27 protein-coding genes and 1 tRNA gene are annotated in these 26,666 nt (G+C 64.9%); 4 read left to right on the forward strand and 24 right to left on the reverse strand.

Features of this window, described 5'->3' with window-relative positions:
- Positions 1-6 precede the first annotated feature (6 nt).
- Positions 7-621, reverse strand: coding sequence for a hypothetical protein (locus tag ACKTSM_RS08270; protein WP_407874183.1), 615 nt, complete (start codon positions 619-621; stop codon positions 7-9).
- A gap of 195 nt (positions 622-816) precedes the next feature.
- On the opposite strand from ACKTSM_RS08270, the gene eno reads away from it, so the two are divergent.
- The gene (gene eno / locus ACKTSM_RS08275) at positions 817-2,106 is read left to right on the forward strand and encodes a phosphopyruvate hydratase (protein WP_407874184.1); all 1,290 of its coding nucleotides are present in this window, start codon (positions 817-819) and stop codon (positions 2,104-2,106) included.
- A gap of 111 nt (positions 2,107-2,217) precedes the next feature.
- Here eno and ACKTSM_RS08280 read toward each other — a convergent pair whose 3' ends face one another.
- The 4 genes from ACKTSM_RS08280 to ribB all read right to left on the reverse strand — a co-directional run bounded on the left by ACKTSM_RS08280 (position 2,218) and on the right by ribB (position 5,244).
- Positions 2,218-2,838, reverse strand: a complete 621-nt coding sequence (locus ACKTSM_RS08280) for a winged helix DNA-binding protein (RefSeq protein WP_407874185.1) — start codon at positions 2,836-2,838, stop codon at positions 2,218-2,220.
- 309 nt (positions 2,839-3,147) lie between these two features.
- A complete protein-coding gene (locus tag ACKTSM_RS08285) occupies positions 3,148-3,375 on the reverse strand; it encodes a hypothetical protein (protein WP_407874186.1) in 228 nt (75 codons plus the stop codon).
- A 167-nt stretch (positions 3,376-3,542) separates the two neighbouring features.
- A complete protein-coding gene (ribH, locus tag ACKTSM_RS08290) occupies positions 3,543-3,971 on the reverse strand; it encodes a 6,7-dimethyl-8-ribityllumazine synthase (protein ID WP_407874187.1) in 429 nt (142 codons plus the stop codon).
- A 7-nt stretch (positions 3,972-3,978) separates the two neighbouring features.
- Positions 3,979-5,244 carry a 3,4-dihydroxy-2-butanone-4-phosphate synthase gene (ribB, locus tag ACKTSM_RS08295; protein WP_407874188.1) on the reverse strand — a complete coding sequence of 422 codons (1,266 nt, stop codon included), beginning with the start codon at positions 5,242-5,244 and terminating at the stop codon, positions 3,979-3,981.
- Between the two features lie 146 nt (positions 5,245-5,390).
- Here ribB and ACKTSM_RS08300 point away from each other — a divergent pair, with 146 nt between their 5' ends.
- Complete coding sequence (locus tag ACKTSM_RS08300) at positions 5,391-6,701, forward strand: MASE1 domain-containing protein (protein WP_407874189.1); 1,311 nt, start codon at positions 5,391-5,393, stop codon at positions 6,699-6,701.
- A gap of 70 nt (positions 6,702-6,771) precedes the next feature.
- Here the strand turns inward: ACKTSM_RS08300 and ACKTSM_RS08305 are convergent.
- Together ACKTSM_RS08305 and ACKTSM_RS08310 are read right to left on the reverse strand one after the other, a co-directional pair.
- Positions 6,772-6,847 (reverse strand) — tRNA-Lys (locus ACKTSM_RS08305).
- A 116-nt stretch (positions 6,848-6,963) separates the two neighbouring features.
- The gene (locus tag ACKTSM_RS08310) at positions 6,964-7,308 is read right to left on the reverse strand and encodes a hypothetical protein (protein WP_407874190.1); all 345 of its coding nucleotides are present in this window, start codon (positions 7,306-7,308) and stop codon (positions 6,964-6,966) included.
- Between the two features lie 234 nt (positions 7,309-7,542).
- Here ACKTSM_RS08310 and ACKTSM_RS08315 point away from each other — a divergent pair, with 234 nt between their 5' ends.
- On the forward strand, positions 7,543-8,253 hold the full coding sequence (locus ACKTSM_RS08315) for an autoinducer binding domain-containing protein (protein WP_407874191.1): 711 nt from the start codon (positions 7,543-7,545) through the stop codon (positions 8,251-8,253).
- A 15-nt stretch (positions 8,254-8,268) separates the two neighbouring features.
- Here the strand turns inward: ACKTSM_RS08315 and rodA are convergent, their stop codons facing one another.
- Genes rodA through ACKTSM_RS08340 form a run of 5 tightly spaced genes read right to left on the reverse strand, consistent with a single transcriptional unit; the run spans position 8,269 to position 14,074 of the window.
- Positions 8,269-9,390, reverse strand: a complete 1,122-nt coding sequence (gene rodA / locus ACKTSM_RS08320) for a rod shape-determining protein RodA (RefSeq protein ID WP_407874192.1) — start codon at positions 9,388-9,390, stop codon at positions 8,269-8,271.
- Positions 9,387-11,513: a penicillin-binding protein 2 gene (gene mrdA / locus ACKTSM_RS08325; RefSeq protein ID WP_407874193.1), complete on the reverse strand. Its 2,127-nt coding sequence runs from the start codon at positions 11,511-11,513 to the stop codon at positions 9,387-9,389. Before mrdA ends, rodA begins: the two co-directional genes overlap by 4 nt.
- The gene (locus ACKTSM_RS08330; protein WP_407874194.1) at positions 11,513-12,073 is read right to left on the reverse strand and encodes a rod shape-determining protein MreD; all 561 of its coding nucleotides are present in this window, start codon (positions 12,071-12,073) and stop codon (positions 11,513-11,515) included. The genes mrdA and ACKTSM_RS08330 overlap by 1 nt, the downstream gene beginning before the upstream one ends.
- Entirely contained in the window at positions 12,070-12,975 is a 906-nt protein-coding gene (mreC, locus tag ACKTSM_RS08335) for a rod shape-determining protein MreC (protein WP_407874195.1), read from the reverse strand. The genes ACKTSM_RS08330 and mreC overlap by 4 nt, the downstream gene beginning before the upstream one ends.
- A 55-nt stretch (positions 12,976-13,030) precedes the next feature.
- Positions 13,031-14,074, reverse strand: a complete 1,044-nt coding sequence (locus ACKTSM_RS08340; RefSeq protein WP_407874196.1) for a rod shape-determining protein — start codon at positions 14,072-14,074, stop codon at positions 13,031-13,033.
- Between the two features lie 190 nt (positions 14,075-14,264).
- Here ACKTSM_RS08340 and mutL point away from each other — a divergent pair, with 190 nt between their 5' ends.
- Entirely contained in the window at positions 14,265-16,109 is a 1,845-nt protein-coding gene (gene mutL / locus ACKTSM_RS08345; protein ID WP_407874197.1) for a DNA mismatch repair endonuclease MutL, read from the forward strand.
- Positions 16,110-16,119: 10 nt separating this feature from the next.
- On the opposite strand, the gene sthA is transcribed toward mutL, so the two are convergent.
- The 12 genes from sthA to ACKTSM_RS08405 all read right to left on the reverse strand — a co-directional run bounded on the left by sthA (position 16,120) and on the right by ACKTSM_RS08405 (position 26,580).
- Entirely contained in the window at positions 16,120-17,601 is a 1,482-nt protein-coding gene (gene sthA, locus ACKTSM_RS08350) for a Si-specific NAD(P)(+) transhydrogenase (protein ID WP_407874198.1), read from the reverse strand.
- Between the two features lie 82 nt (positions 17,602-17,683).
- The gene (locus ACKTSM_RS08355; RefSeq protein ID WP_407874199.1) at positions 17,684-18,418 is read right to left on the reverse strand and encodes a MauE/DoxX family redox-associated membrane protein; all 735 of its coding nucleotides are present in this window, start codon (positions 18,416-18,418) and stop codon (positions 17,684-17,686) included.
- Positions 18,419-18,431: 13 nt separating this feature from the next.
- Positions 18,432-19,235, reverse strand: coding sequence for a DUF1206 domain-containing protein (locus ACKTSM_RS08360; RefSeq protein ID WP_407874200.1), 804 nt, complete (start codon positions 19,233-19,235; stop codon positions 18,432-18,434).
- Between the two features lie 89 nt (positions 19,236-19,324).
- The gene (gene ychF / locus ACKTSM_RS08365) at positions 19,325-20,425 is read right to left on the reverse strand and encodes a redox-regulated ATPase YchF (protein WP_407874201.1); all 1,101 of its coding nucleotides are present in this window, start codon (positions 20,423-20,425) and stop codon (positions 19,325-19,327) included.
- Between the two features lie 69 nt (positions 20,426-20,494).
- Positions 20,495-21,490 (reverse strand): SDR family oxidoreductase, encoded by a 996-nt coding sequence (locus ACKTSM_RS08370; RefSeq protein ID WP_407874202.1) that lies wholly within the window; start codon positions 21,488-21,490, stop codon positions 20,495-20,497.
- Positions 21,491-21,522: 32 nt separating this feature from the next.
- Complete coding sequence (locus tag ACKTSM_RS08375; RefSeq protein WP_407874203.1) at positions 21,523-22,194, reverse strand: hypothetical protein; 672 nt, start codon at positions 22,192-22,194, stop codon at positions 21,523-21,525.
- Positions 22,195-22,355: 161 nt separating this feature from the next.
- Positions 22,356-22,925, reverse strand: coding sequence for an aminoacyl-tRNA hydrolase (pth, locus tag ACKTSM_RS08380; RefSeq protein ID WP_407874204.1), 570 nt, complete (start codon positions 22,923-22,925; stop codon positions 22,356-22,358).
- A 99-nt stretch (positions 22,926-23,024) separates the two neighbouring features.
- Complete coding sequence (locus ACKTSM_RS08385; RefSeq protein WP_407874205.1) at positions 23,025-23,714, reverse strand: 50S ribosomal protein L25/general stress protein Ctc; 690 nt, start codon at positions 23,712-23,714, stop codon at positions 23,025-23,027.
- A 173-nt stretch (positions 23,715-23,887) separates the two neighbouring features.
- The gene (locus ACKTSM_RS08390) at positions 23,888-24,784 is read right to left on the reverse strand and encodes a TraB/GumN family protein (RefSeq protein ID WP_407874206.1); all 897 of its coding nucleotides are present in this window, start codon (positions 24,782-24,784) and stop codon (positions 23,888-23,890) included.
- Positions 24,781-25,704 carry a TraB/GumN family protein gene (locus tag ACKTSM_RS08395; protein WP_407874207.1) on the reverse strand — a complete coding sequence of 308 codons (924 nt, stop codon included), beginning with the start codon at positions 25,702-25,704 and terminating at the stop codon, positions 24,781-24,783. The genes ACKTSM_RS08390 and ACKTSM_RS08395 overlap by 4 nt, the downstream gene beginning before the upstream one ends.
- A 71-nt stretch (positions 25,705-25,775) precedes the next feature.
- The gene (locus tag ACKTSM_RS08400) at positions 25,776-26,399 is read right to left on the reverse strand and encodes a hypothetical protein (RefSeq protein WP_407874208.1); all 624 of its coding nucleotides are present in this window, start codon (positions 26,397-26,399) and stop codon (positions 25,776-25,778) included.
- Positions 26,386-26,580: a helix-turn-helix transcriptional regulator gene (locus tag ACKTSM_RS08405; RefSeq protein ID WP_407874209.1), complete on the reverse strand. Its 195-nt coding sequence runs from the start codon at positions 26,578-26,580 to the stop codon at positions 26,386-26,388. The genes ACKTSM_RS08400 and ACKTSM_RS08405 overlap by 14 nt, the downstream gene beginning before the upstream one ends.
- Positions 26,581-26,666 lie beyond the last annotated feature (86 nt).

The raw sequence follows: 26,666 nt of genomic DNA on the forward strand, positions 1-26,666 counted from the left end.
GCGCGATTAGCGGTTCGAGCCGCGGAACAGCCGCGCCAGCAGGAAGCCGGCAATCGCGGCGATGCCGACGGCAGTGGCCGGACTCTTGCGAATGGCTTCGCGGGTGTCTTCGCCCAGTTCCTCGATGCTCTTGTTCTCGAGCTTGGCCGAGGTTTCGGCCAGCGAGCGCGAGGCCGAACGGGCGTAATCGCCATATTCCTCGCCGAAGCGCTCGTCGATCCGGGTGGCGGTGTCGCCTACCGCCTTGCCGAGCGAGGCGATCGCATCGCTGGCGGCGGACTTGCCGTCAGTGGCGAGCTCGCCCGCGCGCGTCTTTGCCTTTTCGCCGTATTGCTTGGCTTCGTTCACCAGTTCATCTCCTCGGCCCTTGGCCTGTTCGCGGTATTCGCCTGCGCGCGTTTCGGCCTCGGTCCGCAGTGCGGCGGCACCGGCCTTTGCTTCCTCGAGCGCGGCGTTGAAGCGGCTCTTGGCTTCGGTCGTGTGCGGCGATCCACCGGTCTGCGACGTCGTGTCCGCGGCCGCGGCGCTTGCCCCGGTCTTCTTGGGAGCGGTCTTGCGCGCGGTGGTCTTCTTCTTGGCCGCGCCCTTGGCGCTGCTCGATTTGGTCTTGGTATCGGCCATGATTGTCCTTTGCCCTTCCTGTGCCGGCTTTGAAAGTGCCAAAGCGCGGCGTTCCTAGTTAAGAGACTTACGCCGCTTGCGCCGCTTGGTTCCGATCAATAGGGGTGCGCGGGCAATCGACACGGGGTCCGCCCGGATACCACGGCGGCTCCGGGTGTATTACCCATATACGACACTCTGCGTCCGGAGACAACAATGACCGCGATTATCGACATCCATGGCCGCGAAATTCTCGACAGCCGGGGCAATCCCACCGTCGAAGTGGACGTCTTGCTCGACGACGGCAGTTTTGGCCGCGCTGCGGTGCCTTCGGGCGCGTCGACCGGCGCGCACGAGGCGGTCGAACTGCGCGATGGCGACAAGGACCGCTATCTGGGCAAGGGCGTGCTCAAGGCGGTCGAGGCGGTCAATACCGAGATCCGCGATCTTCTGGTCGGCTCGTTCGATGCCGAGGACCAGCGCGATGTCGATCTGTCGCTGATCGCGCTCGACGATACCAGCAACAAGGCGCGGCTCGGGGCCAATGCGATCCTGGGCACCAGCCTCGCGGTCGCGAAAGCTGCCGCCAATGCGCGCGGCCTGCCGCTCTACGCCTATCTCGGCGGCGTTTCTGCCCATGTCCTGCCGGTGCCGATGATGAACATCATCAATGGCGGCGAACACGCGAACAACCCGATCGACATCCAGGAATTCATGATCATGCCGGTGGGCGCGCCGGACCTTGCCGAAGCGGTGCGCTGGGGTGCGGAAGTGTTCCACACGCTCAAGAAGGGCCTGTCCGACAAGGGATTGGCGACCAGCGTCGGGGATGAAGGCGGCTTCGCGCCCGATCTTGCCAGCACGCGCGCAGCACTCGATTTCATCATGGCCTCGATCGAACAGGCAGGCTTCAAGCCGGGCGATGACATCGTGCTCGCGCTCGATTGCGCGGCGACCGAGTTCTACCGCGACGGCAAGTACGAGATTTCGGGCGAGGGGCTCAGCCTCGATGGGGCAGGGATGGCCGATTACCTCGCGCAGCTGTCCGCCGATTACCCGATCCGTTCGATCGAGGACGGAATGAGCGAAGACGATTTCGCAGGCTGGAAAGCGGTGACCGAAGCGATCGGAGACAGGGTGCAGCTGGTCGGCGATGACCTGTTCGTGACCAATCCCGACCGGCTTGCCGACGGGATCGGGCAGGGGCTTGCCAATTCGCTGCTGGTCAAGGTCAACCAGATCGGCACGCTGACAGAGACGCTGGCTGCGGTCGATATGGCGACGCGGGCGGGTTACACCTCGGTGATGAGCCACCGTTCGGGCGAAACCGAGGATGCGACCATCGCCGATCTCGCGGTCGCGACCAATTGCGGCCAGATCAAGACTGGCAGCCTTGCGCGTTCGGACAGGCTGGCAAAATACAACCAGCTGATCCGGATCGAAGAGGAACTGGGCGACAGCGCGCGCTATGCCGGTCGCGAATGCTTCGGGTCCTTGCGCGCCTGACCGCATCGGCCAGCCGATGGTGGCGGGGTGCGCCTGAGCGGGGTGCGCCTGGACCCGTCTCGCTGATAACAGGGGTCCGTCCGAGCGGGCCCAGGCGCTGACAGCGCGCAGCTATGCAGGGCTCGCGGCGCTGGCAAAGAATTCGTCCATCGCTTCGAGGCCGCGATCGGTCAGCCGAACCAGCACGCGGCGCTGGTCCTGAGGGTCGTGTTCGCGAAGCACCAGTTCCTGCTCGGCCAGCACGCCGAGCCATCGCAAACCCGTGGTCGGCGGGGCGGCCGAACCGATACACGCGCTCGACACCGATACCGGCTTGCCGTCGACATGGGCGATGTAGAGGTCGAGCAGGATGTCCCAGGCCGGTTCGCCGAACATCTCGGCATTGCCAAAGATCGCTGCGCGTCGCCGCCGGACCGCGTAGATCTTGCGCGCGAGGGCGGCATTGTATCGGCGCAATTCCGCGGTGTCGGGTTGCCCGCGGCAATCGGCCCGAGGGATGCGAAACGCCTCTGCGATGCGGCGCGCATGATCACTGCCCGATGGGCTCAAATGCGCGTCACCGGTCCGGGCGATGTCGGAGGGCGAACGCTGCACGGCCTTTTCGCCGCGCAATTCCCCGGCGATGTGCATCAGCTGGTCGGCCAGCGCTGTCAGGTCGAGCGGCACCTGCCCCGTTTCGCCCTTGGCGATCGGAAAGCTGGACAGCATGCGTTCGTCCTTGAGCTCCTTCATGCCGGGCATCTTTCGACACGAAGGCGGCGCATCGGCATGATCGAAACGGCACAATGACCTTGCGCAAAACCGCGCGCCAGACCGTTGCCCGGGCCGCCGAAGCTGCCTGGACTGGCTGGACATCCGGATTTCGCCTTGCTGCGTGTCACCAGCATCGCTCCCCTCGTCGGGGCGAGCTAGAAAGCACCGATGCGGTTGCCAGCGGCCCCGCGCCATTGTCTAGCGGAACGCCGGGAGGCGCGTCATTACGGGCAAACCCCATCCGGGTTAGTGCGTATTAACGGGCTCACATCGCGTTTGCCGAATACGTCAATGCGGAATGCGCGAGACAAAGCCGGCCGCAACGCGGCTCTGATCGCCCGTCCCCGACATGGTGGTGATCGTCGCGTCAAGATTCGCGCGCAATTGATGAATGGCGGCATCGACATGGATAGCCGCAAGCCCTGCGCCGACCACGTCGAGCCTCCGCAAGACTTCTTCGAGCGCCGAGCTGCAATCCATCAGCTCGCCAAGCTCTTCGATTCCCAGATTTTTCACTTTTATACCGTCCAGAGCGACCCTGGAGCCACAGAGCGCAACTTTTGCCGCGCAAGACCACTGATACGCCGCCCTTATGAATATCTGTATCCGTAAAAACACCTAGGTAGGTGCGGCATCAGAGCGGCGGCCAGGCTAGCCGCCGATGCCGAGGTGAGCGCAGGTCGTCAGCCGCGCGGTGCAAACCGGTCGCCGAGCGCCATCAGGGCGAGCGCGGCCTTCGCCGCTTCGCCGCCCTTGTCCTTTTGTGCAGGGTCGGCGCGCACGAGCGCCTGCGCCTCGTTCTCGACCGTGAGGATACCGTTGCCGATGGCGATGCCATCCATGGTCAAGGCCATGATCGCGCGCGCGCTTTCGCCGGCAACGATCTCGAAGTGATAGGTCTCGCCGCGGATCACCACCCCGATCGCTACGAAAGCGTCGTATTCGCCGCTTTCCGCCGCCAGCGCGATTGCGCCTGGAATTTCGAGCGCTCCGGGCACGGTCAGCAGCTCGGCCTCGTGCCCCGCCGCCTCGACCGCGGCCTGTGCGCCGGCGATGAGCATGTCGTTGAGCGAGGCGTAGAAACGCGCCTCGACGATGAGAATCTTTGCCATTTTGCGCTTACTCCGGGATCGGCTTGTGGCCGGTGATCGTGATGCCATACCCTTCGAGCGCGACGAGGTCGGGCCGCGAATTGGTCAGCAATTGCATTTCGTGAACGCCCAGATCGGCAAGGATCTGCGAACCGATGCCGATATTGCGGTGCTCCTCGTCCTCGGACCATTCGCCGCTCGACCCGACCCGCTGGGTGAGGATCACGATGACCCCCGAGCCGTGATCGCCGATTGCCGTCATCGCGCGTTGCAGCGTGCGCTTGCGCGGACCGGGCGCGCCGAGCACGTCGTCGAAGACCGAGATCGGGTGAACCCGGGCGAGGGTAGCCTCGCCGGGGACGACATGGCCCTTCTGGAGGACATAGGCCTCGTTGTCGGAGACCGTGTTGCGATAGGTGATGAGCCGCCACTGGCCGCCATAATCGCTTTCGAAGCTGCGCTCGCCGATCCGCTCGACCAGGTGATCGTTGCGCATCCGGTAGGCGATCAGATCGCGGATCGTGCCGATCTTGAGGCCGTGCCTGCGCGCGAATGCCACCAGGTCATCGAGCCGCGCCATCGAGCCGTCATCGTTCATGATTTCGCAGATCACGCCCGAGGGATTGAGCCCGGCGAGCCGCGAGATATCGACAGCCGCCTCGGTATGGCCGGCGCGCACCAGCGTGCCGCCATCGCGCGCGGCAAGCGGGAAGACATGGCCGGGAGTGACGATATCGTCGGCACCCTTGGTCGCATCGATCGCGACCGAGACGGTGCGCGCCCGGTCAGCGGCCGAAATGCCGGTAGTGACGCCGTGCTTGGCCTCGATCGAGATGGTGAAAGCGGTCTGCATGCTTTCCGTGTTGTTGCGGGTCATCGGCTCGAGCCCGAGATCGTCGACCCGCTTGCCGTCGAGCGCGAGGCAGATCAGGCCGCGTCCGTGCGTCGCCATGAAATTGATCGCCGCCGGCGTTGCCATCTGGGCGGGGATGATGAGATCGCCCTCGTTCTCGCGGTCCTCGTCATCGACCAGGATATACATCCGGCCATTGCGCGCTTCGTCGATGATCTCCTCGATCCCGACGAGGACGGGGGTTCCGTCATTCGCCTCGAGGAAGGCCTCGAGCTTGGCGAGTGTTTCGCGGGTGGGGTTCCAGCCGGGTTCGGTCGCGTCGCGCAACGTGTTGGCGTGAAGCCCCGCCGCGCGGGCGAGGCCGGCCTTGGTCATCTCGCCGCTTTCGACCAGTTCGCGCACGCGAGATATGGTGATGTCTGTGATGGTGGATGTGCTCATGCCTGGGCATTATCACATTCCAATGTGATTGCAACCGGCGAACCCCAGCCGATTTCCGGGAAAATAATCGCATTCGCAAGTGCAATTCGATGCCTTCGGGCATTAGGGTTACCGACCATTAACCATCGAACACTACCTACCCCAGCATGAACGATTTTAACCGCCCTTCGCCGATGCAACGGCCGATCATCGTTGTCAGCGTGGCCGTCGGCTATTTCCTTCTGGCTGCAGGAAGCGTTCTGTTTACGCGTTTCGAAGGGGGCACTGCCTTCATCTGGACGGCGTCGGCGCTTTTGCTCGGAGCGGTGCTGGCGAGCAAGGAGCGCGACAGGAACCTGCTGTTCATCGCTTGCGGCTTTGCCAGTTTTCTCGCGACCTGGCTGTTCAGCCTGGGCCTGGTGGCGGGCATCCTGCTCGCCTTCATCAACATTGCCGAGGTCTGGGTCGCTATCCGCATCCTCGATCGCGCAAAGTCGAATATCGGGAACCTGGGAACAATCGAGGACGTCGCCTGGGTGCTCGGTGCTGCCGCCATCGCAGGGCCGATAGCCACCGCCATTCCCGGCGCGCTCGTGATCACCGCCTTTTCGTCGGCCGGCTTTCTCGAGAACGCTTTTGCGTGGGCTACCGGCCATATGCTCGGAATGTTCATCTTTGCGCCGGTCGCGGTCCTGATCGTCAAGGGCGGGATGTTCGACAAGATCAGGAAGGCGCGCGCGCCCGAGCGGCTGAGGGGCCTGTTGCTGGTCGCCTTGCTGGCTTCGATCTGCTTCGCGGTCTTCTCAAACGACGCTCTGCCGCTGCTCTTTCTGCCCATTCCGTTCATCGTCCTCCAGACATTCGTCCTGGGACGCATCGGGGCGGTGAGCGGACTGGTCATCCTGACCGGCTTCGCTGCAAGTTTCAGCATAGCGGGTCACGGTCCGATCGGGGCGTTGGCGCTGCCCGCTTCCGAAAAAGCGCTGATCCTCAAGCTCTACCTCGCCTCGGCCTCGCTCACCGCCTTGCCGATTGCCGCAGAGCTCGCGCGCCGCGCATCCGAATTCGTCGACATGCGCAGCGAGGCGGCGATCTACAGCCTTGCGCTCCAGTGCTCGAGCGATCTCATTCTTGAAAACGACACCAAGGGGCGCATCCGCCTGGCCTCGTCCTCGTCCGATACCATCCTTGGCATCCCTTCCGACATCCTCGTCGGGGGCGACATCTTCGATCTCGTCCATCCCGACGATGCGGGGATCGTCAGGGATGCTTTCCGCGCTATCAAGACTTCGCCCAGCAAGGCGATCCACATGCAGATCCGTTTGCGCGGCCATGAAAAACACTGGCGCTGGTATCAATGCCATTCGCGGCGGCTGACCGAGGAAAACGGTCGGCGGCCGGGTGCGATCTCGGTGCTGCGCGGCATCGAGAAGCCCGATGAGCAAGGCGGGCAAGCCGAACAAGGCAAGGCCGCCTGACGCCTTGCAATGGGCGCAAGCGCGCCATCGCGCTCGGAGCGGCAAAAGATTGGCTGGCGATTGGAAAGGGTGGTGGACGCACTAGGGTTCGAACCTAGGACCCGCTGATTAAGAGTCAGCTGCTCTACCAACTGAGCTATGCGTCCGGAGCGATGTTTCCATCTTTTCGCGCTTGTCAGGGACCGCCATCTGGCCCGTCCCGAATCACGCGAGGCGACGCATATAGCGTGCCGTTTCGCAATTAAAACCCCTATTCGTGCGCTCAGGCCGCTTTGCGTGAGCGCCGGCGCGAAAACCGGGCTTGGGCGCGCGGCGTGAGAGTGATGACCGATTCGAAGGCATCGGCCATGTTGCGTTCAATCCGGATGATCCCGGCGCGCTCCAGCTCGGCCATGACACCGAGCGCCTGGGGCTGGCTGAGATCGGAAATCTTGTGCAATTGGCGCAGCGTCGTTGGCTGATCGGCGAGCATGCGTTCGTGGATCACCTCGGCCAGCGCGCTCAGGTGCGCCGGTGCCTGTGGTTCGGTTTCGTTCATGCCAGCGCGCTTGAGAAGCCGCGCGATCCGCGCGAACATCGTTTGTGCATCCATGCGCGAGCGGAGCATCGCGGCCTCTTTCCGATTTTGTGTGACAGATGCCTGACGACAGAGCGCCGCCCTTGCGGGAAGCAGGCCACTGTCGCCAGGACTTGGACGCTCAACACGCCGCATCTTCGCGGATGCGGCAATCGACCCGAACGCCCGGGGACCCCGTAAGGGGGCCTTGCGCGCGCCTATTGCCTAGCAATCGTCCCGGCGACAGTCCCCCAGTTGGGTGACGTGTGCTAAGGCGGTGGCAGCATGCAGCTCTATTTCGATCGGATCGACTCGTTCGAGGATATCGGCGACGTCCTGCGTTACGCGCTCGCAGTGTTCAACGAACAGGGCATCGTGCGGGTGAGCTATCACATCACGCCCGCCTTCGCCGAGCTGACATCGCAGACCACGGCGGTCTTCGCCGATGGCTTCAGCGCAGAATGGCTCGAATGCTATGACCGCGAGGATTTTCGTTCGAGCGACCCGATCCCGCGACGGGTGCTCGATCACGGCGCGATGATGACCTGGCAGGAAGCCGAGATGGCCGCCCCCAACTCGCCGGCGAACAAGACCTATTTCAAGGCCATGCGCGAGCACGGCCTGATCCACGGTTTCGGCATACCGCTGTTCGGACCCGTTGGCCGCGATGGCTTTGCCTCACTCGATTTCGGCGAGCCGGTTGCCGACGTGCCGCCCGACAATATCGGGACGGTGCGCAGCGTGGCCCAGGCAGGGCACCAGCGGATCTGCGTGCTGCTGGGACGCAGCAAGAAGGCCCCGCAATTGTCCGAGCGCGAGATCGAGGTGCTGACCTGGGCGGCGCGCGGCAAGTCGATGGCCGATATCGCCGCCATCCTCGACATCTCGCCCGATACCGCCAAGACCTATGCCAAGCGCATCTATGCCAAGCTGGAAGTGTCGGACCGGGTCGGAGCGGTGGTCAAGGCGATGCGCATGGGAATCGTGCGGATCTGACCTTGGTCCGGTGGTTCAGCCTGCCAGCCCGCCGCGCGGCGCGTCGCGGTTCCAGCGGTTGACCATCATCAGCGCCCCGATGCAGATCATGTTGGTCAGCATCGACGAGCCGCCATGGCTCATGAAGGGCAGGGGGATCCCCACGACAGGGGCAAGCCCCATCACCATCAGCAGGTTGACCGCGATATAGAAGAAGATCGTCGCGACCATGCCGGTGGCCAGCAGGCTCGAGAACCGATCGCGGCTCTCGCGCGCGACCCGCAGGCCCCAGCGAAGGATGATGCTGAACACCGCAATCACGAACAGGCCGCCGACAAGCCCCCATTCCTCGGCCATGGTGGCGAAGACGAAATCGGTGTGCGGTTCGGGCAGGTATTGCAGGTGGCTTTGCGAACCGTTGTTGAAGCCCTTGCCGAACAGGCCGCCCGATCCGATCGCAATCTTCGACTGGGCGATGTGATAGCCGGCGCCCAGCGCATCGGCTTCGGGGTCGAACATGGTGAGGATGCGGCGCTGCTGGTAATCCTGTAACCCGAAGAAGAATACCAATGGTGCGGCCGCCGCACCTGTAATCCCGGCAAGGACGAACCAGCGCAGCGGCAGGCCTGCCAGCAGCATGACGATGCCCCCGCCAAAGATGATCGCGAGCGAGGTGCCAAGGTCGGGCTGGAGCAGCACGAAGGCGACGGGCAGGCCGATCAGCACCCCCGGGACCACCAAGGCCCGCCAGCTGGTAATCAGGCCGACCGGGAGTGCGGCGAAATAGTGTGCGAGCACCACCACCACCACCGGCTTCATCAGTTCTGACGGTTGCAGGACCATGAAACCCAGGTCGAGCCAGCGCTGGCTGCCACCGCCGACCTGGCCGATGATCTCGACCCCGATCAGCATCAGCAGCACGACGACATAGGCAGGATAGGCCATGAACTTGACGAATTCGCGCGGCATCACGGTGATGACCGACGCCATGGCGAGAAACACGCCGAAACGGATCAGGTGCGAGGAGGCATAGGGTTCCATCGAACCGCCCGCGGCCGAATAGAGCACCGCGGCCCCGAAGGCGACGAGCAGGAAGAGCGGGATCAGCATCCCCCAGGGCTGGCGCGCTATCGGTTCGGGGATGATGCCGGCGCTCATTCGCCGCTCCCCTGTGCGGTGCCGGGCGCCTGAGTTCCGTTGCCCGGGCCTAGCCGATCGAGCGTGCCCGGAGGCGGGGTCCCGACCGCGTTCTGGTCCGAACGCGGGGCGACGAATTCGCCGGCAATGGTCTCGGACTGGCGTGCGGCGAGGCGGGCCTCGGCCTCGACCCTGTCGAAGATTTCCTCGTCGCGGCGAGGCGAGGGGGGCACGGTCGCGCCGCGTTCGGCGGCATAGGCGGCATAGCGCCGGTCGAGCCGTTCCTGCGCGGTCCCACCCCATTGCTGTTCGAGCGCGCGCAAGGCCTCGAGCCCTTTTTCGGGATCGAACATGAAGGTCATCACGTCGCGCGCGATCGGGTAGGCGGCCCCTGATCCGCCGCCATGCTCGATCACCACCGCACCGGCATAGCGCGGGTTCTCGGTCGGGGCGAAGAACACGAACAGGCCGTGATCGCGATATTTCCACGGGCCGCTGCGCCCGTCCGAAACGCTCAGGCTGACGACCTGCGCGGTCCCGGTCTTGCCGGCCATCTGGATATCCTCGAACGGCAATCGCCCGCGTCCGGCGGTGCCAGGCCCGTTGACGACATCGCTCATCGCGCGGCGGATGTAATCGATTTCCTGCGAGCCGAAATTGTATTCGGCCGGATTGCCCGCCGCGTTGTCGAGCACGAGCCGCGGATTGAGCCTCTTGCCTGTGGCCAGCCGCGCGCTCATCACCGCCAGCTGCAACGGGCTGGTGAGATAATAGCCCTGGCCGATCGAGGCATTGACCGTGTCATAGGGCTGCCATTCCTGGCCGTATTTGTTGAACTTCCATTCCGGGTCGGGGACGGTGCCGTAGAACTGGCTGGTCACCGGCAGCGTGAATTCCTGGCCGAGGCCGAGATCCCGGGCCATGGCGGCGACCTTGTCGAAGCCGACCTGCTGGGCGAAATGGTAGAAATAGCTGTCGCACGACTGGTAGATCGCCTTGGCCATGTCGACCGTGCCGTGATTGGACCAGCAATTGAAAAAGCGATTGCCGATCCGGCGTCCGCCGCCGCAGGTGATGGTCTCGTTCGGCTGCACCCCGGCCTTGAGAAACGCCATGCAGTGCATCGGCTTGACCGTCGACCCGGGCGGATAGAGCCCCTTGAGCACCTTGTTGCGCAGCGGCACGCGCGGGTCTTCGCGCAGCATGGCATATTCGACGCTGCCGATTCCGTCGGAAAAGCTGTTGGGATCGAAGCTCGGCATCGAGGCCATGCAGAGCAGGTCCCCGGTCTCGCAATCCATCACCACGACAGAGCCGCTTTCCAGCCCGATCCGGCGCGCGGCGTAATCCTGCAAGGGGCCATCGATGGTGAGCCGCACCGGATCGCCCTGGATGTCCTCGCGCGTCTCGAGGTCGCGCACGATCCGCCCGCCCGCGGTCACTTCGACCCGGCGCGCACCGGGAACGCCGCGCAGGCGTTCCTCGAACTGCTTTTCGAGGCCATCCTTGCCGATCTTGTAACCGGGCGTGAGCAGAAGCGGGTCGGGCGCCTCGTCATATTCCTCGGCCGAGGCCGGGCCGACATAGCCGATCAGGTGGCCGACGGTGGAGCCGGTGGGGTAGAAGCGCGAGAAGCCGCGCTGCGGGATCACCCCCTGCATGTCGGGCAGGCGCACGCTGAGCGCCGCGAACTGTTCGTATGCGAGGCCGCTGGCAACCTCGACGGGCTGGAAGCCGCTGGCATTGGCGAGCTCTTCCTTGATGTCGGCGATGCGCGCGCTTTCGAGCTCGAGCAGTTCGCCGACGAGGTCGATGGTCGCTTCGGGGTCCTTGAGCCGGTCGGGAATGACATCGACGCGGAAATCGGCGCGGTTCGATGCGAGCGGCGCGCCATTGCGGTCGAGGATCCAGCCACGCCGCGGCGGGATCAGGGTAAGATTGACGCGGTTGCTTTCGGATTCGAGCGAGTATTTCTCGTTCTGCGCGATCGCGAGATAGGCCATGCGCGCGGCCAGCAGCACGCCGACCCCGCCCTGGATCGAACCGATCACGACCGCGCGCCGGTCGAACGTGGCGCGAAGGGTCGATGAACTGACCAGCGGCCCGCTTCTGCGCAAACCCTCGCGTCGGCCGAAAAGCCGCATCACCCGATCCTCCGCGAACGGCGCAGGCGGAAGCGGTCGAGCCACGCGATCAGCCGGGCGAAAAGCGGGTAGAGCAGGATCGCCATCAGCGCCTGCGGGATAGCGGCGATGAAGACCGGCGCACCCAGGCTCGCTCCCGACGCCACGATTGCCGCCGCGATATAGAGCAGCAGTGCGAAGGCGGCAGTGAACCAGTCCTGCCAGAACCCGCGCCAGGGAAAGCGGGTCTCGATGAGTTCGAGCGCAATCATGGTCAGCGACCATAGCAGGATCCCGCTGCCAAAGGGCTGACCGCTGAACAGGTCGTCAAATGCGCCCAGCGGCACCCCGATCCACAGCGGCATGAGGCCGGGACGCATCAACCGCCAGCCCAGGAAGATCAGGAAACCCAGCGGCGGCATGGCGGGCATGACATCGGCGATTACCCAGATCGGCAGCACCGATCCGATGAGGATCGAGGCATAGGGAACGCTCACCGCGCGCCAGGGCGACTGGACCCGGTTGATCCCCCCGCTGCCATAAGCGCGGCGCTGGATCGGCGAGGACAGGCGGTCGATCAATCGCGCAGCTCCGCCTCGGTGAGTTCGTCACGCGCGCGCACCGCGCTCGCTTCGACCGCGAGCGGTTCGTAGATCGGTTCGACCACCACGTAATTGGTCGCCGAAGGTTCCGCGATGAGCTGCGCGATCCCGCCATCGGGGGTCTTTTCGCTGAGCACCGCGACAGCAACCCCGGGACGGTAATAGCCGCCCGCGCCGCTGGTCACGAAGACATCGCCGATCTCGAGCGGGTTGATGCCAAGATTGATCAGCCTGATGCGCAGCAGCCCGTCACCGCGTCCCTCGGCAAAGGCGACGGTCTGGTCCTTGGCCCGGCGCACGGGAAGAACGCTCTCGGTATCGGTGAGCAGCAGCACGCGCGAGGATCCGCGCGCGGTCTCGAGCACGCGGCCGATCACACCGCGCTCGGAATGGACCGGCATCCCAACCTCGACCCCGTCGTCATTACCCACCCCGATATAGGCAAACCGCCGGGCCGAGGCGGCGCTCGACCCGATCAGCCGGGTGACGGCGATCGGTTCGCGGTCCTCGCTCACGAGGCCGAGCAGCGCCTTGAGCCTGCGGTTTTCGGCCTCGACCGCTTCGGCTTCGGCCAGCCTGACCCGTGCGACCGCGACTTCGCGGCGAAGGGCGGCATTCTGGCTGCCAGCGCGCCAGAAGCCGGTTATCGCGTCCCATGTGGAATTGCCGCCATTGCGCACGGTTGCGCCGGCCTCTCCGACCGGCGCGACGATCTCCTGCGCACCGCCGCGCAGCGGCTGAAGCGCCGCGGGCTGCCACAACGACAGCGCCAGCAGTGCCAATCCGAGCAGCGCGCCGAATGCCGCCAGCAGATACCCGGTGAAGACCGAATATTGCTGGCGCTTCGAGAAGCCGGATCGACGCGATGATGACGCCGCCATTCCGCTTGGTACCCCTGTATTCGTCTCCCGCGTGCAGGTCCGCGCGGAACTGGTGTTATGCGGTCATCAACACGCCGCGATAGATCGGGTCTTCCATGGCCCGGCCGGTGCCGATCGCGACGCAGGTCAGCGGGTCTTCGGCGATCGAGACCGGCAGGCCGGTTTCCTCGCGAAGATGCTCGTCCAGACGACGGATGAGTGCACCGCCACCGGTGAGCACGATGCCCTGATCGACGATGTCGGCGGCGAGTTCGGGCGCCGTGTTCTCGAGCGCGATGCGCACGCCTTCGACGATCGCGCCGATCGGTTCGCTCAGCGCTTCGGCGACATGGCTCTGGTTGATGGTGATTTCCTTGGGCACGCCGTTGACGAGGTCGCGGCCCTTGAGAGTGATCGCCTCGCCCGCGCCGTCTTCGGGGACCATGGCGATGCCGTAATCCTTCTTGATGCGTTCGGCGGTTGCGTCACCGATCAGCAGGTTGTGGTGCCGGCGGACATAGGAGACGATCGCCTCGTCCATCTTGTCGCCGCCTGTGCGAACGCTGGTGGTGTAGGCAAGGCCGCGCAGCGACAGCACGGCGACTTCGGTGGTGCCGCCGCCGATATCGACCACCATCGAACCGACCGGTTCGGTCACCGGCATGTCGGCTCCGATCGCGGCGGCCATGGGTTCGAGGATGAGGTGCACTTCGGAAGCGCCGGCATTCGAGGCCGCGTCGCGGATCGCGCGCTTCTCGACCGAGGTCGAACCCGAGGGAACGCAGATCACGATCTCGGGATAGCGGAACAGGTTGCGCTTGCCGTGAACCTTGCGGATGAAGTGCTTGATCATCTCCTCGGCGATCTCGATGTCGGCGATCACGCCATCACGCAGCGGGCGGATAGCCTCGATCGTGTCGGGGGTCTTGCCCATCATCATCTTGGCATCGTCGCCCACGGCCTTGACCCGCTTGATCCCGTTGATCGTCTCGATCGCGACCACGGATGGCTCGTTGAGAATGATCCCCTGGTCCTGGACATAGACCAGCGTGTTGGCGGTCCCCAGGTCGATTGCCATGTTCTGCGAACCGAATTTGAAAAGGTTGGAAAAGAAGCTCATTATCGTTTTTCCGTGCTGTCCCGATGCGGGCGGACCGTCAGGGGCGGACCGCAACATTTGTGTTGAAGTTGACCTCGTGGAACGCGCCTAGCGAAAGCTTGGCGAAAAGGCTAAAATTTTTGTTGACGGCTTTGCGTATTTTCCCCCGCAGGCCTCGAATTTGCGGCAGTTGATAGCTAGCCTGCGATGAATGCCCCAAATACGCCGCCTTCCCAATGCCCTCGTCAACCGGATTGCCGCAGGTGAAGTGGTCGAAAGACCCGCTGCCGCGCTCAAGGAGCTGGTCGAGAACGCGATCGATGCCGGCGCGCGGCGAATCGCGGTCCGGCTCACCGACGGGGGCCTGACCCGGCTCGAAGTGACCGATGATGGCTGCGGCATGGAGCCAGAGGAAATGGCGCTTGCGCTCGAACGGCACGCCACCTCGAAACTGCCCGATGACGCGATCGAGATGGTCGCCACCCTCGGCTTTCGCGGCGAGGCGCTCCCCTCGATCGCGAGCGTGGCGCGGCTGACGCTCGAAAGCCGGGCCGCGGGCGCGCAGGATGGCTGGCGGCGGGTCGTCGATCACGGCGCGCTGGTCGAGGAAGGGCCGGCAGCCTTGCCCAAGGGCACGCGGGTGAGGGTCGAACAGATCTTCGCCAAGGTGCCCGCGCGGCGCAAGTTCCTGCGCACACCGCGCAGCGAATACATTGCCAGCCTCGACATCGTGAGGCGGCTCGCAATGGCCCGGCCCGACATCGCCTTCACGCTCGAGAACGGGAGCGAGGGCAAGACCCGCAAGAGCCTCGCGACGCAAGAGGGCGAAAGCCTCGCCACCCGGGTCGCGCAGATCATCGCGCGCGAGCTGAAAGACAACGCAGTCGCAATCGCGCTCGAACGCGAGACGCCGCACGGGACGATGCGGCTGACGGGGCTGGCCGGATTGCCGACCTACAATCGCGGGGTCGCCGATCACCAATATCTGTTCGTCAATGGTCGCCCGGTCAAAGACCGGTTGCTGACCGGCGCGGTGCGCGGCGCCTATTCGGACATGCTCGCGCGCGACCGCCATGCGGTGCTCGCGCTGTTCCTCGAAATCCCGCCTCCCGATGTCGACGTCAACGTCCACCCGGCCAAGACCGAGGTGCGCTTTCGCGACGCCGCCCATGTTCGCGGCTTTATCGTCTCGGGGTTGAGGCAGGCGCTGGCGAGCGGCGACCGGCGCTCGGCCCAGGGTCCCGATCGCGGCGCGATGGAGCGCTGGCGGGCCGAACCGGTGCGCGAGGAACCCGCCGCGCTGCGCTCGATCTTCGAAGGGCGAGACTGGTCGGCATCGCAGCCACGGCTCGCCGAAGCGCGCAGCGAATGGCGCGGCGGTGCCGCAGTGCCGCAAGCAGATGCGCTGCCGCAGGGCCGCGCCGAGGCCGCCGAACCGATCAGCGACGAGGCCACAGACTATCCGCTCGGCATCGCTCGCGGACAGGTCGCCAACACCTATATCGTCGCCGAAAGCAAGGACGGGCTGATCCTCGTCGACCAGCACGCCGCGCATGAAAGGCTCGTGCTCGAACGCCTGAAGCGCGCGGGCGCAGGCGAGGCGACCCAGCGCAGCCAGGCTTTGCTGGTGCCCGACGTGGTGGAGATGGACGAGGCCGATTGCGACCGGCTCGAGGACGCGGCCGAGGGGCTGGCGCGATACGGGCTGGCGGTCGAACGTTTCGGTCCTGCCGCGATGCTGGTGCGCGCAGTCCCATCGGCCATTGCCAGGGCCGATACCGCAAAGCTGCTGCGCGACCTGGCCGACGACATCGCCAAGCACGGCAAGCAGGAAGAATCGGGATCGCTGCTGCTCGCCGAGCGCCTTGAATACGTGCTCGCGACCATGGCCTGCCACGGATCTGTCAGGGCCGGGCGGGTGCTGTCAGTGGCAGAAATGAACGCGCTGCTGCGCGAAATGGAAGCGACACCGCGTTCGGGCCAGTGCAATCACGGCCGTCCGACCTGGGTCAAACTCGACCTCGAGGACGTCGAAAAGCTGTTCGGACGTCACTGATCGTGCGCGATCAGGCGGCGGAACGCTGCGGTCCTTCTGACAGGCTTTCGCCAGACCCCGAATCCTCGCACGGTTTTTCGGGCCTGGCCGCGCGCACTTCGAGCCGGTTCCACAGGTCGAGAGCTGCCACCTTGTAGCCTTCGGCAAGCGTGGGATAGTTGAAGCTGTTTTCGACGAAATAGTCGATCGTGCCGCCCAGATTCAGCACCGCCTGGCCGATATGGACCAGCTCGCTCGCCCCTTCGCCGATCACGTGAACGCCAATGAGCTTGCGCGTTTCGCGGTCGCAGATCAGCTTCAAGATCCCCGATTCCAGCCCCATGATGTGCCCGCGAGAAGTCTCGCGGAACCGCGCGATCCCGCATTCGTAGGATATTCCCGCCTCGCGCGCATCGTTCTCGGTCATGCCGACCGATGACAGTTCCGGCACCGCGTAGACGCCATAGGGCGGGGCCTGGTCGTCGGCCTCGATCGGGTTGCCGAAGGCGTGGCAGGCGACCGCGCGCCCCTGTTCCATCGAAGTCGATGCAAGGCTGGGGAAACCGATCACGTCGCCGGCGGCATAGATGTTGGGATTGGCGGTCTGGAAGGTCTTGCGATCGACCTCGAGCCGGCCGCGCTTGTCCGCCTCAAGCCCGCAGGCGGCGAGGTTGAGACCGCTGGTCGCCCCTTCGCGTCCGGCGGCAAACAGCACCATTTCCGAACCGATCAGCCGCCCGTCGGCCAGCTGGCAGATCGGATTTCCGCTTTCGGAGAAATGGACATGGCTGAGCGAGCAGCCGAGCCGCAAGGTGATGCCGCGTTCGCGCATCGAGTGGACGAGGTGTTCGACGATTTCGGCATCCATGAATTCGAGCAATCTTTCGCGCGGCTCGATCAGGGTGATGGGAATGTCGAGCGCGCTGAAGATGGTCGCGTATTCGAGCCCGATCACGCCTGCGCCGACCACGGTCAGGCTGCGCGGCATGCGGGGCTTCAAGATGAACGTGTCGCTGTCGAGGACATTGTGATCGTTGAAGGGGATGTGGGCAGGGCGGTGCGGGCGGGTGCCGACCGAAATCAGCATCTTGCTCGCCTCGACCTCGTCATGGGTGACCTTGCCGTCGATATCGGTCTCGATCGCTATGCGGTTGGCCCCGATGAAGCTGCCGCGGCCATTGACCGTTTCGACGCCGTTGCGGGCGAACTGATGTTCGAGCACCGAGACCTCGTAATCAAAGGTCTTGCCGATCCGCTGATTGAGATCGCCCGGTTCGATCTTGTCGCGGGTGCGATAGCCCTGGCCGTAAAAGGCCCGCTCGCGCCAGCCCGACAGGTTGAGCGCGGTCTCGCGCAGGGTCTTGGAAGGGATGGTGCCGGTGTGGACCGACACCCCGCCGACCTTGCTGCGATCATCCACGACCAGCGCGCTGCGGCCCAGCTTTGCGGCCTGGATAGCGGCGCGCCGACCTGCGGGGCCGGCTCCGAGCACGACGAAATCATAATGTTTCATGGCGCCCCTATGGCGGCCCTTACGCCAAGTTCACCCTAGGGGCCGCCTAGGCACTATGCCTGATGGAGGGGAAGGGGGTGCGTCAGAGGGTCGGACGCACCAGCATCCAGATCGCCATGCCGACCATTGCGAGATTTTCGCTGAGCGAGATGAAGCCGAGCGGCACATTGCCGCTTCCGCCGACACAGGCGCACTTGATCGAGCGTTTCTGGATATAGACCGCGTAGAAAACGCTTACTGCGCCGATGGTGCCGATGGTGAGCGCGACCGGAATCGATATCCAGTCGAGCAGGCGGCCAGCCATCAGCACGGCCGCGAGAGCTTCCAGATAGGGATAGGCATAGGCGTAGGGCACGAAGCGTTTGCCGAGCAGGTCATAGCCCACGAACATCGAGCTGAATTGCTCGACATCCTGCAATTTGAGCATTGCGAGCATCGCCATCGAGAAGGCGACGAACCATTCCGCCGTGCGCACGCCGAGCCCGCCGAGCAGGCCGAAGGACAGCGACAATGCGAGCGCGAGTCCGACCGCGAAGACCGCGAGAACCGGGCGGTAGCTGGTGGCGTTTGGGTCCCTTGCAATGCCGAAATGCTCGCGCAACGCGTCATAGCCGCCGATCCGCCGGTCCCCAATGAACACCTGCGGCGTGGTCTCGACATCGTGCTCGGCCTTGAAAGCGTCGGTCTCGGCGCGGGTGGTCAGGTGGTGGTCCTCGACCGTGTAGCCGCGTGACTTGAGCAGGTGCCTTGCCTTGATCCCGTAGGGACAGGTGTGGCTTTCCATCACCATGCGGTAAAGGCGCGCGGACTTGGTCATGGGTCTTTCCTCGTCAAGCGCGAAAGCTCGGGACACGGCCATCGGGCGAAAGGGTGGGGATGATCCGGTACCGCGCGAGGACGAGGCTGAACAGGCCGAATACCAGCAGGCCGATGGCAGTCAGGGTGAAGGGAAGGCCGGATCCGGCCAGGCTTGCCAGCGCATCGCCAAGCGTGCGCACGCCTTCGGCATCGCGCGACCCGAAACCGGCATCGAACAGCGACCAGCCGATGATCGCATAGACCACGGTGCGTGCGGCAAAGCCGATCGTGCCGAGCGCGCGCGTCGCAGAAGGCGCATCCGCCGCGATCCGGTCCATGAAACTGCCGGTGATCGCCTTCTTGAGCTGGTAGGCCGCGACCACGAAGAAAATGATGCCCAGAATGCCGACGATCGTGCCGCCAAACGCCATGTCGAGCACGGTATCGGTCGCTGCTTCAGCGCCGCCGCCGCCGCCGCTTGCGCCGAAATCGGATGCCACCTCGATCGCGAGCCAGGCGAGGGCGGAGTGCCCGATGCCCGATCCGGCATGGCCGATGCGCTTGGCCCAGCCGGTCTTGTCGGACCCGTTGTTCTCGATATCGAAGAAAAACGAAGCAAACCGGAACAGCGAGTAACCGATCAGCCCGATCGCAACGATCCACAAGATCAGCGCGCCGCCGGGCAGGTCCTCGATCGCCCTCATGATGCCTTGCGAGCCTTGGCTCATCTTGTCCGCGCTGGTGAGCGCGACGAAGCCGAGCATGGCGTAGAGCACTGCGCGTGCGAAATAGCCGGTGCGCACCAGCCAGCTGAACTTTTCCGATTTGTCGACCATCGCGTCTTACTCGCCCCGTTGGTAGTGATTCGAGCCACCAACGGTGCGAGGGTGCGAGCGGTTCCTCGCGCCCTGCGGGTCAGATGCGATCAGACGTTGAACTTGAAAAGCATGACGTCGCCGTCCTGCACTTCGTAGTCCTTGCCTTCCTGGCGCATCCTGCCTGCTTCCTTGGCGCCCGCTTCGCCGCCGAGCGCGACGTAATCCTCGTAGGCGATGGTCTCGGCGCGGATGAAGCCCTTCTCGAAATCGGTGTGGATCTCGCCTGCGGCCTGCGGCGCCTTGGCACCGGCCGGGAAGGTCCACGCGCGCGCTTCCTTGGGACCGGCGGTGAAGAAGGTGTTGAGCCCGAGCAGCCTGTATCCGGCGCGGATCACGCGGGCGAGGCCGCTTTCGGTAAGGCCCAGCTCGGCGAGATATTCGGCGCGGTCCTCTTCGGGCATCTCGACCAGCTCGGCCTCGATCGCGGCCGACACGACGACAGCCTGTGCGCCCTCGGCCTCGGCCTTGGCGAAGACCTGCGCCGACAGGGCGTTGCCTTCCGCGGCGTCTTCCTCGGCGACATTGCAGACATAGAGCACCGGCTTTGCGGTGAGCAGCTGTGCCTGAGCGAACAGGCGCGCCTCCTCGTCGTCTTTGGGTTCGGTGAGCCGCGCCGGCTTGCCATCCTTGAGCAGTTCGAGCGCCTGGCCGAGCACGCTCGCCATGACCTTGGCCTCCTTGTCGCCCCCGGTGGCGCGCTTCTGCGCTGCCGGAACGCGCTTTTCGAGGCTTTCGAGATCGGCGAGCATCAGTTCTGTCTCGACCACTTCGGCATCGGCGATCGGATCGACGCGGTTGGCAACGTGCTGGATGTCGTCATCCTCGAAACAGCGCAGCACGTGGACGATGGCATCGACTTCGCGGATATTGCCGAGGAACTGGTTGCCCAGGCCTTCCCCCTGGCTCGCCCCTTTGACGAGACCGGCGATGTCGACAAAGGCGAGCTGGGTGGCGACGATTTTGGCGCTCTTGGCGATCGCGGCGATCTTGTCGAGCCGTTCATCCGGCACCGCGACCTGGCCGACATTGGGCTCGATCGTGCAGAACGGATAGTTCGCCGCCTGCGCGGCCTGCGTCTCGGTGAGCGCATTGAAGAGGGTGGACTTGCCGACATTGGGCAGGCCGACAATCCCGCAATGGAATCCCATGGGTCAATCTCTTGTCTGAGTGAATTTGCGCGCAGCCCTTAGCGGGCGGGCGCGGCTATTGCCAGCAAATCAACGCGAATGGACCGCATTGATGAGCGGGCCGAGGCCGGATTGGCCGAGCCAGTCCTGCTGGACCTGCGCCGTGACCGCGTTGATCGGCAATTGTGGCTTGTTGCCGGGGTGCACCGCGACGCGAAGCGGGCGGGTGCCGGCGGGCGCGGCGATCAGCCGGGCCATGGCGCGCGGCACGTCCATCGGGTCGGCAGTGCGGCTCGAACCGTCTTCTGCGCCCATGCGGGCGACAGCGCGCGGATAGCCTGCGAGGTGGCGCTCATGCGCGCGCGCCTTCAATTCGGCGGTGTAGCGGTTGCGGTTGACCCAGACCCTGGTCGGATAGCCGCCCGGCTCGATGATGGTGACATCGATATTGTGCGGAACCAGTTCGTAGGCGAGCTGTTCGCCCATCGCCTCGAGTGCGAACTTGGTCGCCGAATAATGGCCCGAATAGGGGACGATCACCCGTCCGAGCTGCGAAGAGACCTGGAATATCTGTCCCGACCCCTTGGCCCGCATTCCCGGCAGAACCGCGCGCGCCATCCGGTGACAGCCAAAGACATTGGTGTCGAAGATTAGCCTGGTCGCCTCCATGTCCTGAACCTCGACCGGCGAGGTGATGCCGATCCCGGCATTGTTGACCAGGACATCAATCCCGCCGCCATTGATGCGCTCGGCCTCTGACACGCCTGCGGCGACTTGCTCATCAGACAGCACGTCGATCTCGATCACGTGGAGGTCGAGGTTCTCGTCAGCCGCCAGCGCGCGCAATTCGTCGGCCTCGGGGCGGGGGAGATTGCGCATGGTGGCAAAGACCCGCGCACCCGAACGCGCGAAACTTTCCGCCGCGAGCCGCCCGAACCCGCTCGAAGTGCCGGTGATCAGCACGCTCTTGCCCGAAAGGCCCGGGTCATGGGTGAATGCGTCGTGCGCGCCCGAACGCGCGGCGGCGACAAGCGCGCCGGTTGCGGCGGCTCCGGCAAGCAGGGTGCGGCGGTTGATCGTGGGCATGGTGTGTCCTCCTTGGTCAGCGGGTCAGCGCGTCAGCGGCATCGGGCGAAATGTTCAGGTCCGGCATGGCGCAACCGGCCATCGCCGCCGATCGTCGCGGTGGTGAAGGTCCCGCTGCGAGCGCCATGAAAGCGGAAATCGAGATCGCTGTCATCGGTGTTGAGCTGCTCCATCGCGGCCGCCTCGCTCCAACCCCGGCTCGTGCGGCACGACAGATAGAGGTCGCCCGAAGGGGTGCGGTTGGCGGGGCGGCCCGATGCCTCGAACACCAGCACGGCGCCATCGGGTGAGAGCGCGAGGTTCCATTCGCCCGTAGGAGAATTGATCGCGGGGCCGAGCGCGCTGACATGCCAGCCGTCACCGGTTTGAACGGCGCGATAGATGTCGCCTTCGCCCGGACCGCCCTCGCGCATGGAGGCGAAGTAGAGCGATCCGTCGGGAGCGAAATGCGGGCTTGCCTCATAGCCGGGCGTGTTGACCGGGGCGGGTAGCGGCGCGGCATCGTGCCAGCCCCGCTCGGCGGTCCAGAGCGCGCACCAGATATCGGCATCGCGAACGAAACAGCCGCGCTGGCGCTTGCCGTCATAGGAAAAATCGCGCCCGATATTGCTGCGCGAGCCAAGATTTGCGGCGACAGGTTCGCCCTCGTGATCGCGATAGAGCCACAGGAAGCTTGTCGCATCGCTTCCGAACGGGCCGTCCATGCGAGAGAGATACCAGCCATCGGGGCCGCGCGTCAGGCCGAATTCGGGAAGTGGCGATTGATACCGTTCAAGCGATGCTGGGGCGGGGGCGGCCCCTGGGATCGGGGCGGCCGGAAGACAGCCAGCCAGGAGCAGCGCCGTTATCGCTGCCCCGGCGCGTTTCACTTCTGCATTCTCAGCGCAACGTCGCTCATGAAGCGCGGATCGTCCCCTGAGGCGAGCCATTCGGCCTCGGCCCCGATCGCGCCGAGCATGGCGACCAGATCGTCCTGTTCGGCCTTGGCGTAATTGCCGAGCACGTAGCCGCTCACGCGGTCCTTGTGGCCGGGATGGCCGATCCCGATGCGCACGCGCCTGAAATCGGGACCGAGATGCCGGTCGATCGAGCGCAGGCCGTTATGTCCCGCAGTGCCGCCGCCCTGCTTCACCTTGACCTTGAACGGCGCGAGGTCGAGTTCGTCGTGGAACACGGTGAGCGCATCGAGGTCGAGCTTGTAGAACCGCATCGCCTCGCCGACGCTGCGCCCGCTTTCGTTCATGAAGGTCGCCGGTTTGAGCAGCAGCACCTTCTCGCGCCCGATCCTGCCTTCCTGCACCCAGCCGGAGAATTTCTTCTGCACCGGACCGAAGCCGTGCATCTCGGCAAGGACATCCAGCGCCATGAAACCGACATTGTGCCGGTGAAGCGCGTATTTGGGTCCGGGATTACCGAGGCCAGTCCATATCTGCATGGCGCTCGCCCTAACGCCTGACCGGCCAAAACAAAACACCGGACTGGTCTGGCCAGCCCGGTGTCTTGGTGATTGCGTGTGAAAAGAAGGGCAGGGCGCTTAGTCGGCGCTCTTTTCTTCCTGCTCTTCGGCCGCATCGGCGTCTTCGCCCTGCTCGGTGGCGGGGACTGCATCTGCATCGACATCCGTTTCCTCTTCGCCTTCTTCCTCGCTCTTCTTCAGAGCGGACGGGGCGACGAGGGTGGCGATGGTGAAGTCGCGATCGGTGATCGCGCTCACGCTGCCTTCGGGCAGGTCGACTTCGCTGATGTGGATCGATTCGCCCACTTCCTTGCCCTCGACCGAGATTTCGATCTCGCCGGGGATCTTGTCGGCTTCGCAGACAAGTTCAAGTTCGTGACGGACAACGTTGAGAACGCCGCCCTTCTTGAGGCCGGGCGAGCCCTCTTCATTGGTGAAGATGACCGGGACCGAAACCTCGACCTTGGCGTCGCGCGCCAGGCGGAAGAAGTCGGCATGGACCGGGCGATCGGTTACAGGATGCAGAGCAACGTCCTTGGGCAGCGTCCGGATGGTCTTGCCGCCCAGTTCGATCTTCACGATCGAGTTCATGAAGTGGCCGGTCATCAGCTGACGGACCAGTTCCTTTTCCTCGATGTGGATCGGAGTGGGTTCTTCCTTGCCGCCATAGATGACAGCGGGGACCCGGCCTTCGCGGCGAAGTGCACGGGAGGCTCCCTTGCCTGCCCGTTCGCGCGCCTCGGCCGGCAGATTAAGAGCGTCGCTCATAGCATGTGCCTTTCGAATACGTGTTTGATTGAATCGTTTTTTCCGGCGCGCCGCCTCCAGGGATGACCAGAGCGCCGAAGGGCGCGCAAATAGCGGTTGCGCGTCAAAACGCAACCCAATTCTCTGCCCGCGCATGGGGGCGGGCTGCTCACATGGAACAGCCCGAGCGCGTCCTATTCGATCCGGGTGACGCAATAGCCTGCCTGTTCGAGCATTGCCGCGATCCCGTCGCGGCCGACGAGGTGGGCTGCCCCGACCGCGACGAGCGTGCGTTCGGTCCGGGCGAAACTCGCGGCGATGCCCGGCAGCCAGCGCCGGTTTCGCGCAACCAGCAGGGCTTCGCGCAGTTCGGGATCGGCCATGATCCCGGTCACGGTCGCGCGCTCGATCGCGGCGATGTCGCCGGTGAACCAGGCGCGGGCGAATTGCGCGCGATCCTTGCGCGCCGCGTGCCATTCGCGCACTGTCCCTTCGAGAAGGTCGCGCTGGTCGGCTTCGGGCAATGTGTCGAAAATGCCGAGCTGCGCGCGCGCGGTTTCCAGGCCCCGGACCCGTGCCGGTGCGAAGACCCGGATCAACGCCCTGTCGACCCCGTTGCGCGGATCGCCGGCGGCATCGACCCGCGATAGCATGACCGCCGCGGCCCAGGTCTCGGTGTCTGCGAACCTTTCGGACGCGATCCCAGATCGCTCGACCAGCTCGGCCAGGTCGGCGCGAAGCGAAGGGGCGACCCGCTGTTCGAGCGGCGGCATTCCCGGGGTCGTCGCCAGCTCGGTGAAGATCGCGGAGATCGCCGACCGGTCGTCGAGTTCGGCCACTTCGACCAGCAATTCGTCCGAGCCGGAAACCAGCCGTTCGCTCCATTCGCCCTGCCAGTCGGTCCCGGGGGGAAGGGCATGGATGGTCCCCAGCAACCACCCTTCCACATCCCCGCCGGGGCCGGTCACTTCGTAGAGCAGGGGCGAGGCGCGCTCGCCCGAAAATTCGGCGGGTGGCGCCTCGTCCGGCCCGCAGGCCGCCAGCAGCAGCGCGAGGGCCGCCGCGACGAGGCGCCTTGGCCGCGGGGTCACTGGACCCGCGTGGTCTCGATCTCGCGCTCGGCGAGGTAATCCTGCACGCTCTTCTCGCCGGCAAGGTGGCCTGCACCAACCGCGATGAACACGGTGCCGGGCTGGTCGAGCCGTTCGTCGATCCACTCGGCCCAGTTGGCGTTGCGGTCGTAGAGCAGGGCCTCTGCCATCTCGCTGTCGTCGTCGAGGTCCTCGTTCATCAGCGCGGCCAGTCCGTCGGCATCGCCGTCGAGCCATTCGGCAACCATGGCATCGAGCGTCTGCTTGGCCTCGTCCATGCCTTCGACCGCGTCCATCAGGAACTCGACCTGCTTGTCAGCCGAAAGCCCGTCGAAGATCGAAAGCTGGAACTCGGCGGTTTCGAGCGCGCCCTGCTGCTTGTCGCCGGCCTTGGACAGGATGATCTTGTCGACGCCCGCTTCGAGGTCATAGCCCTGCTGGAGCAGCGGAAGCATGGTGAGCGTGAGCCCGGCAAGCCAGGGCTTGAACCCGTCAAACGCCTGTGCCGGGATGCCGAGCCCTGCAAGCCCGGCCTCGTATGCGGCCTTCTGTTCCTCGTCGAGCAGCGAACGCAGGGCCGTGCCATCGCTCGACATCCCGCGTGCCATGGCGAGCTGCTGCATCGCGGCCTGGCTCGACGGGTCCATGAGGATCTCGGTCACGACAGTGTCGGAGGACTGGAGCGCGCCGTCGATCTCGGCATCGTACCAGACCACGTCGGGGGCGAGCGCATGGACCGTCCCGAACAGGTAGATGGTGGTGTCCTCGTCGGCGACCTTCCACAGCGCCGGACCTTCGGGACCGCTGGGCAGGGCGGCCGTTTCGGCAGACGCCTCGCCGTGATGATCGGCGAGTGCAGGGGTGGCTGCCAGGAGACCCAGCGCGGCGGCCGAGGATGCGAGAAGCGTGCGAATTGTCATGTATTGTCCTTTCAGGTTCGCAAGTGCGTAACGGAAAATTTGTGGTTGGTGAACAGTCGCGCCGGGCTAGGTCATCCCGATCGCTTGACCATCCAGATGCCGAGCATGACGAACACGACGATCATGAACAGCGCGAAATCGTGGACCGGCGGCACGAGCGAACCCATCGCCGCGACCGCCCAGCCGAGATAGAGAGTGAAATAGATCCACAGCGCCCAGTAGGCGGCCTCGCGCGCGGCGGCGCGCTCGAAATCGTCGGCGGTCTTCTCGCGCATCAGGCTGGCCGGGACCGCCACGGCGATGAGGATGAACAGGCCAGCCAGCGCCTCGATACGGGTCAGCGTCAGGTCGCCTGCGGTGAAACGGTCGATCGCGCCGGTCGTGATGAGATAGACCCCGATCATCCCGCCGACCAGGCACGAACCGAGCAGCAAAAGCTGCGAACGCCCCGTATTGGTGGCGAGGCCGGGGGGATCGAAATTGCCGATCCTGATCGCCAGGACCACAAGCGCAAGACCCGTCAGCGCCAGCCCGGCAAGGGCGAGCCACTGTCCTGTCGAAAGGCCATCCGAGGAGAATTGCGCAAGCCCCGCGCCGATGGCGCCGAGCCCCAGGCAGAACCCCACATAGAACAGGACCTGGCCAAGGAGCGGCCGGGCGAGCGGGTCTGAGGCGTGATCGTCAGGCTTGGTCATCGAAAATCTCTTCAATCGACATGTCGAACAGGCGCGCAATGCGGAAGGCGAGCGGGAGCGAGGGATCGTGCTTGCCGGTCTCGATCGCGTTCACAGCCTGGCGAGAGACATCGAGCCGCCCGGCCAGTTCGGCCTGCGACCAGTCACGTTCCGCGCGCAAGACTTTGAGGCGGTTCTTCATCTAGCGTCGCGCCACCTCAAGAATTGGAAAACGATCACGAACATCAGGACATAGATATAGCCTAGAATGTAAGTCGTTCTCACAAT

Origin of the sequence: Qipengyuania nanhaisediminis (assembly GCF_045862805.1) — a bacterium.
GTDB classification, from domain to species: domain Bacteria; phylum Pseudomonadota; class Alphaproteobacteria; order Sphingomonadales; family Sphingomonadaceae; genus Erythrobacter; species Erythrobacter nanhaisediminis_A.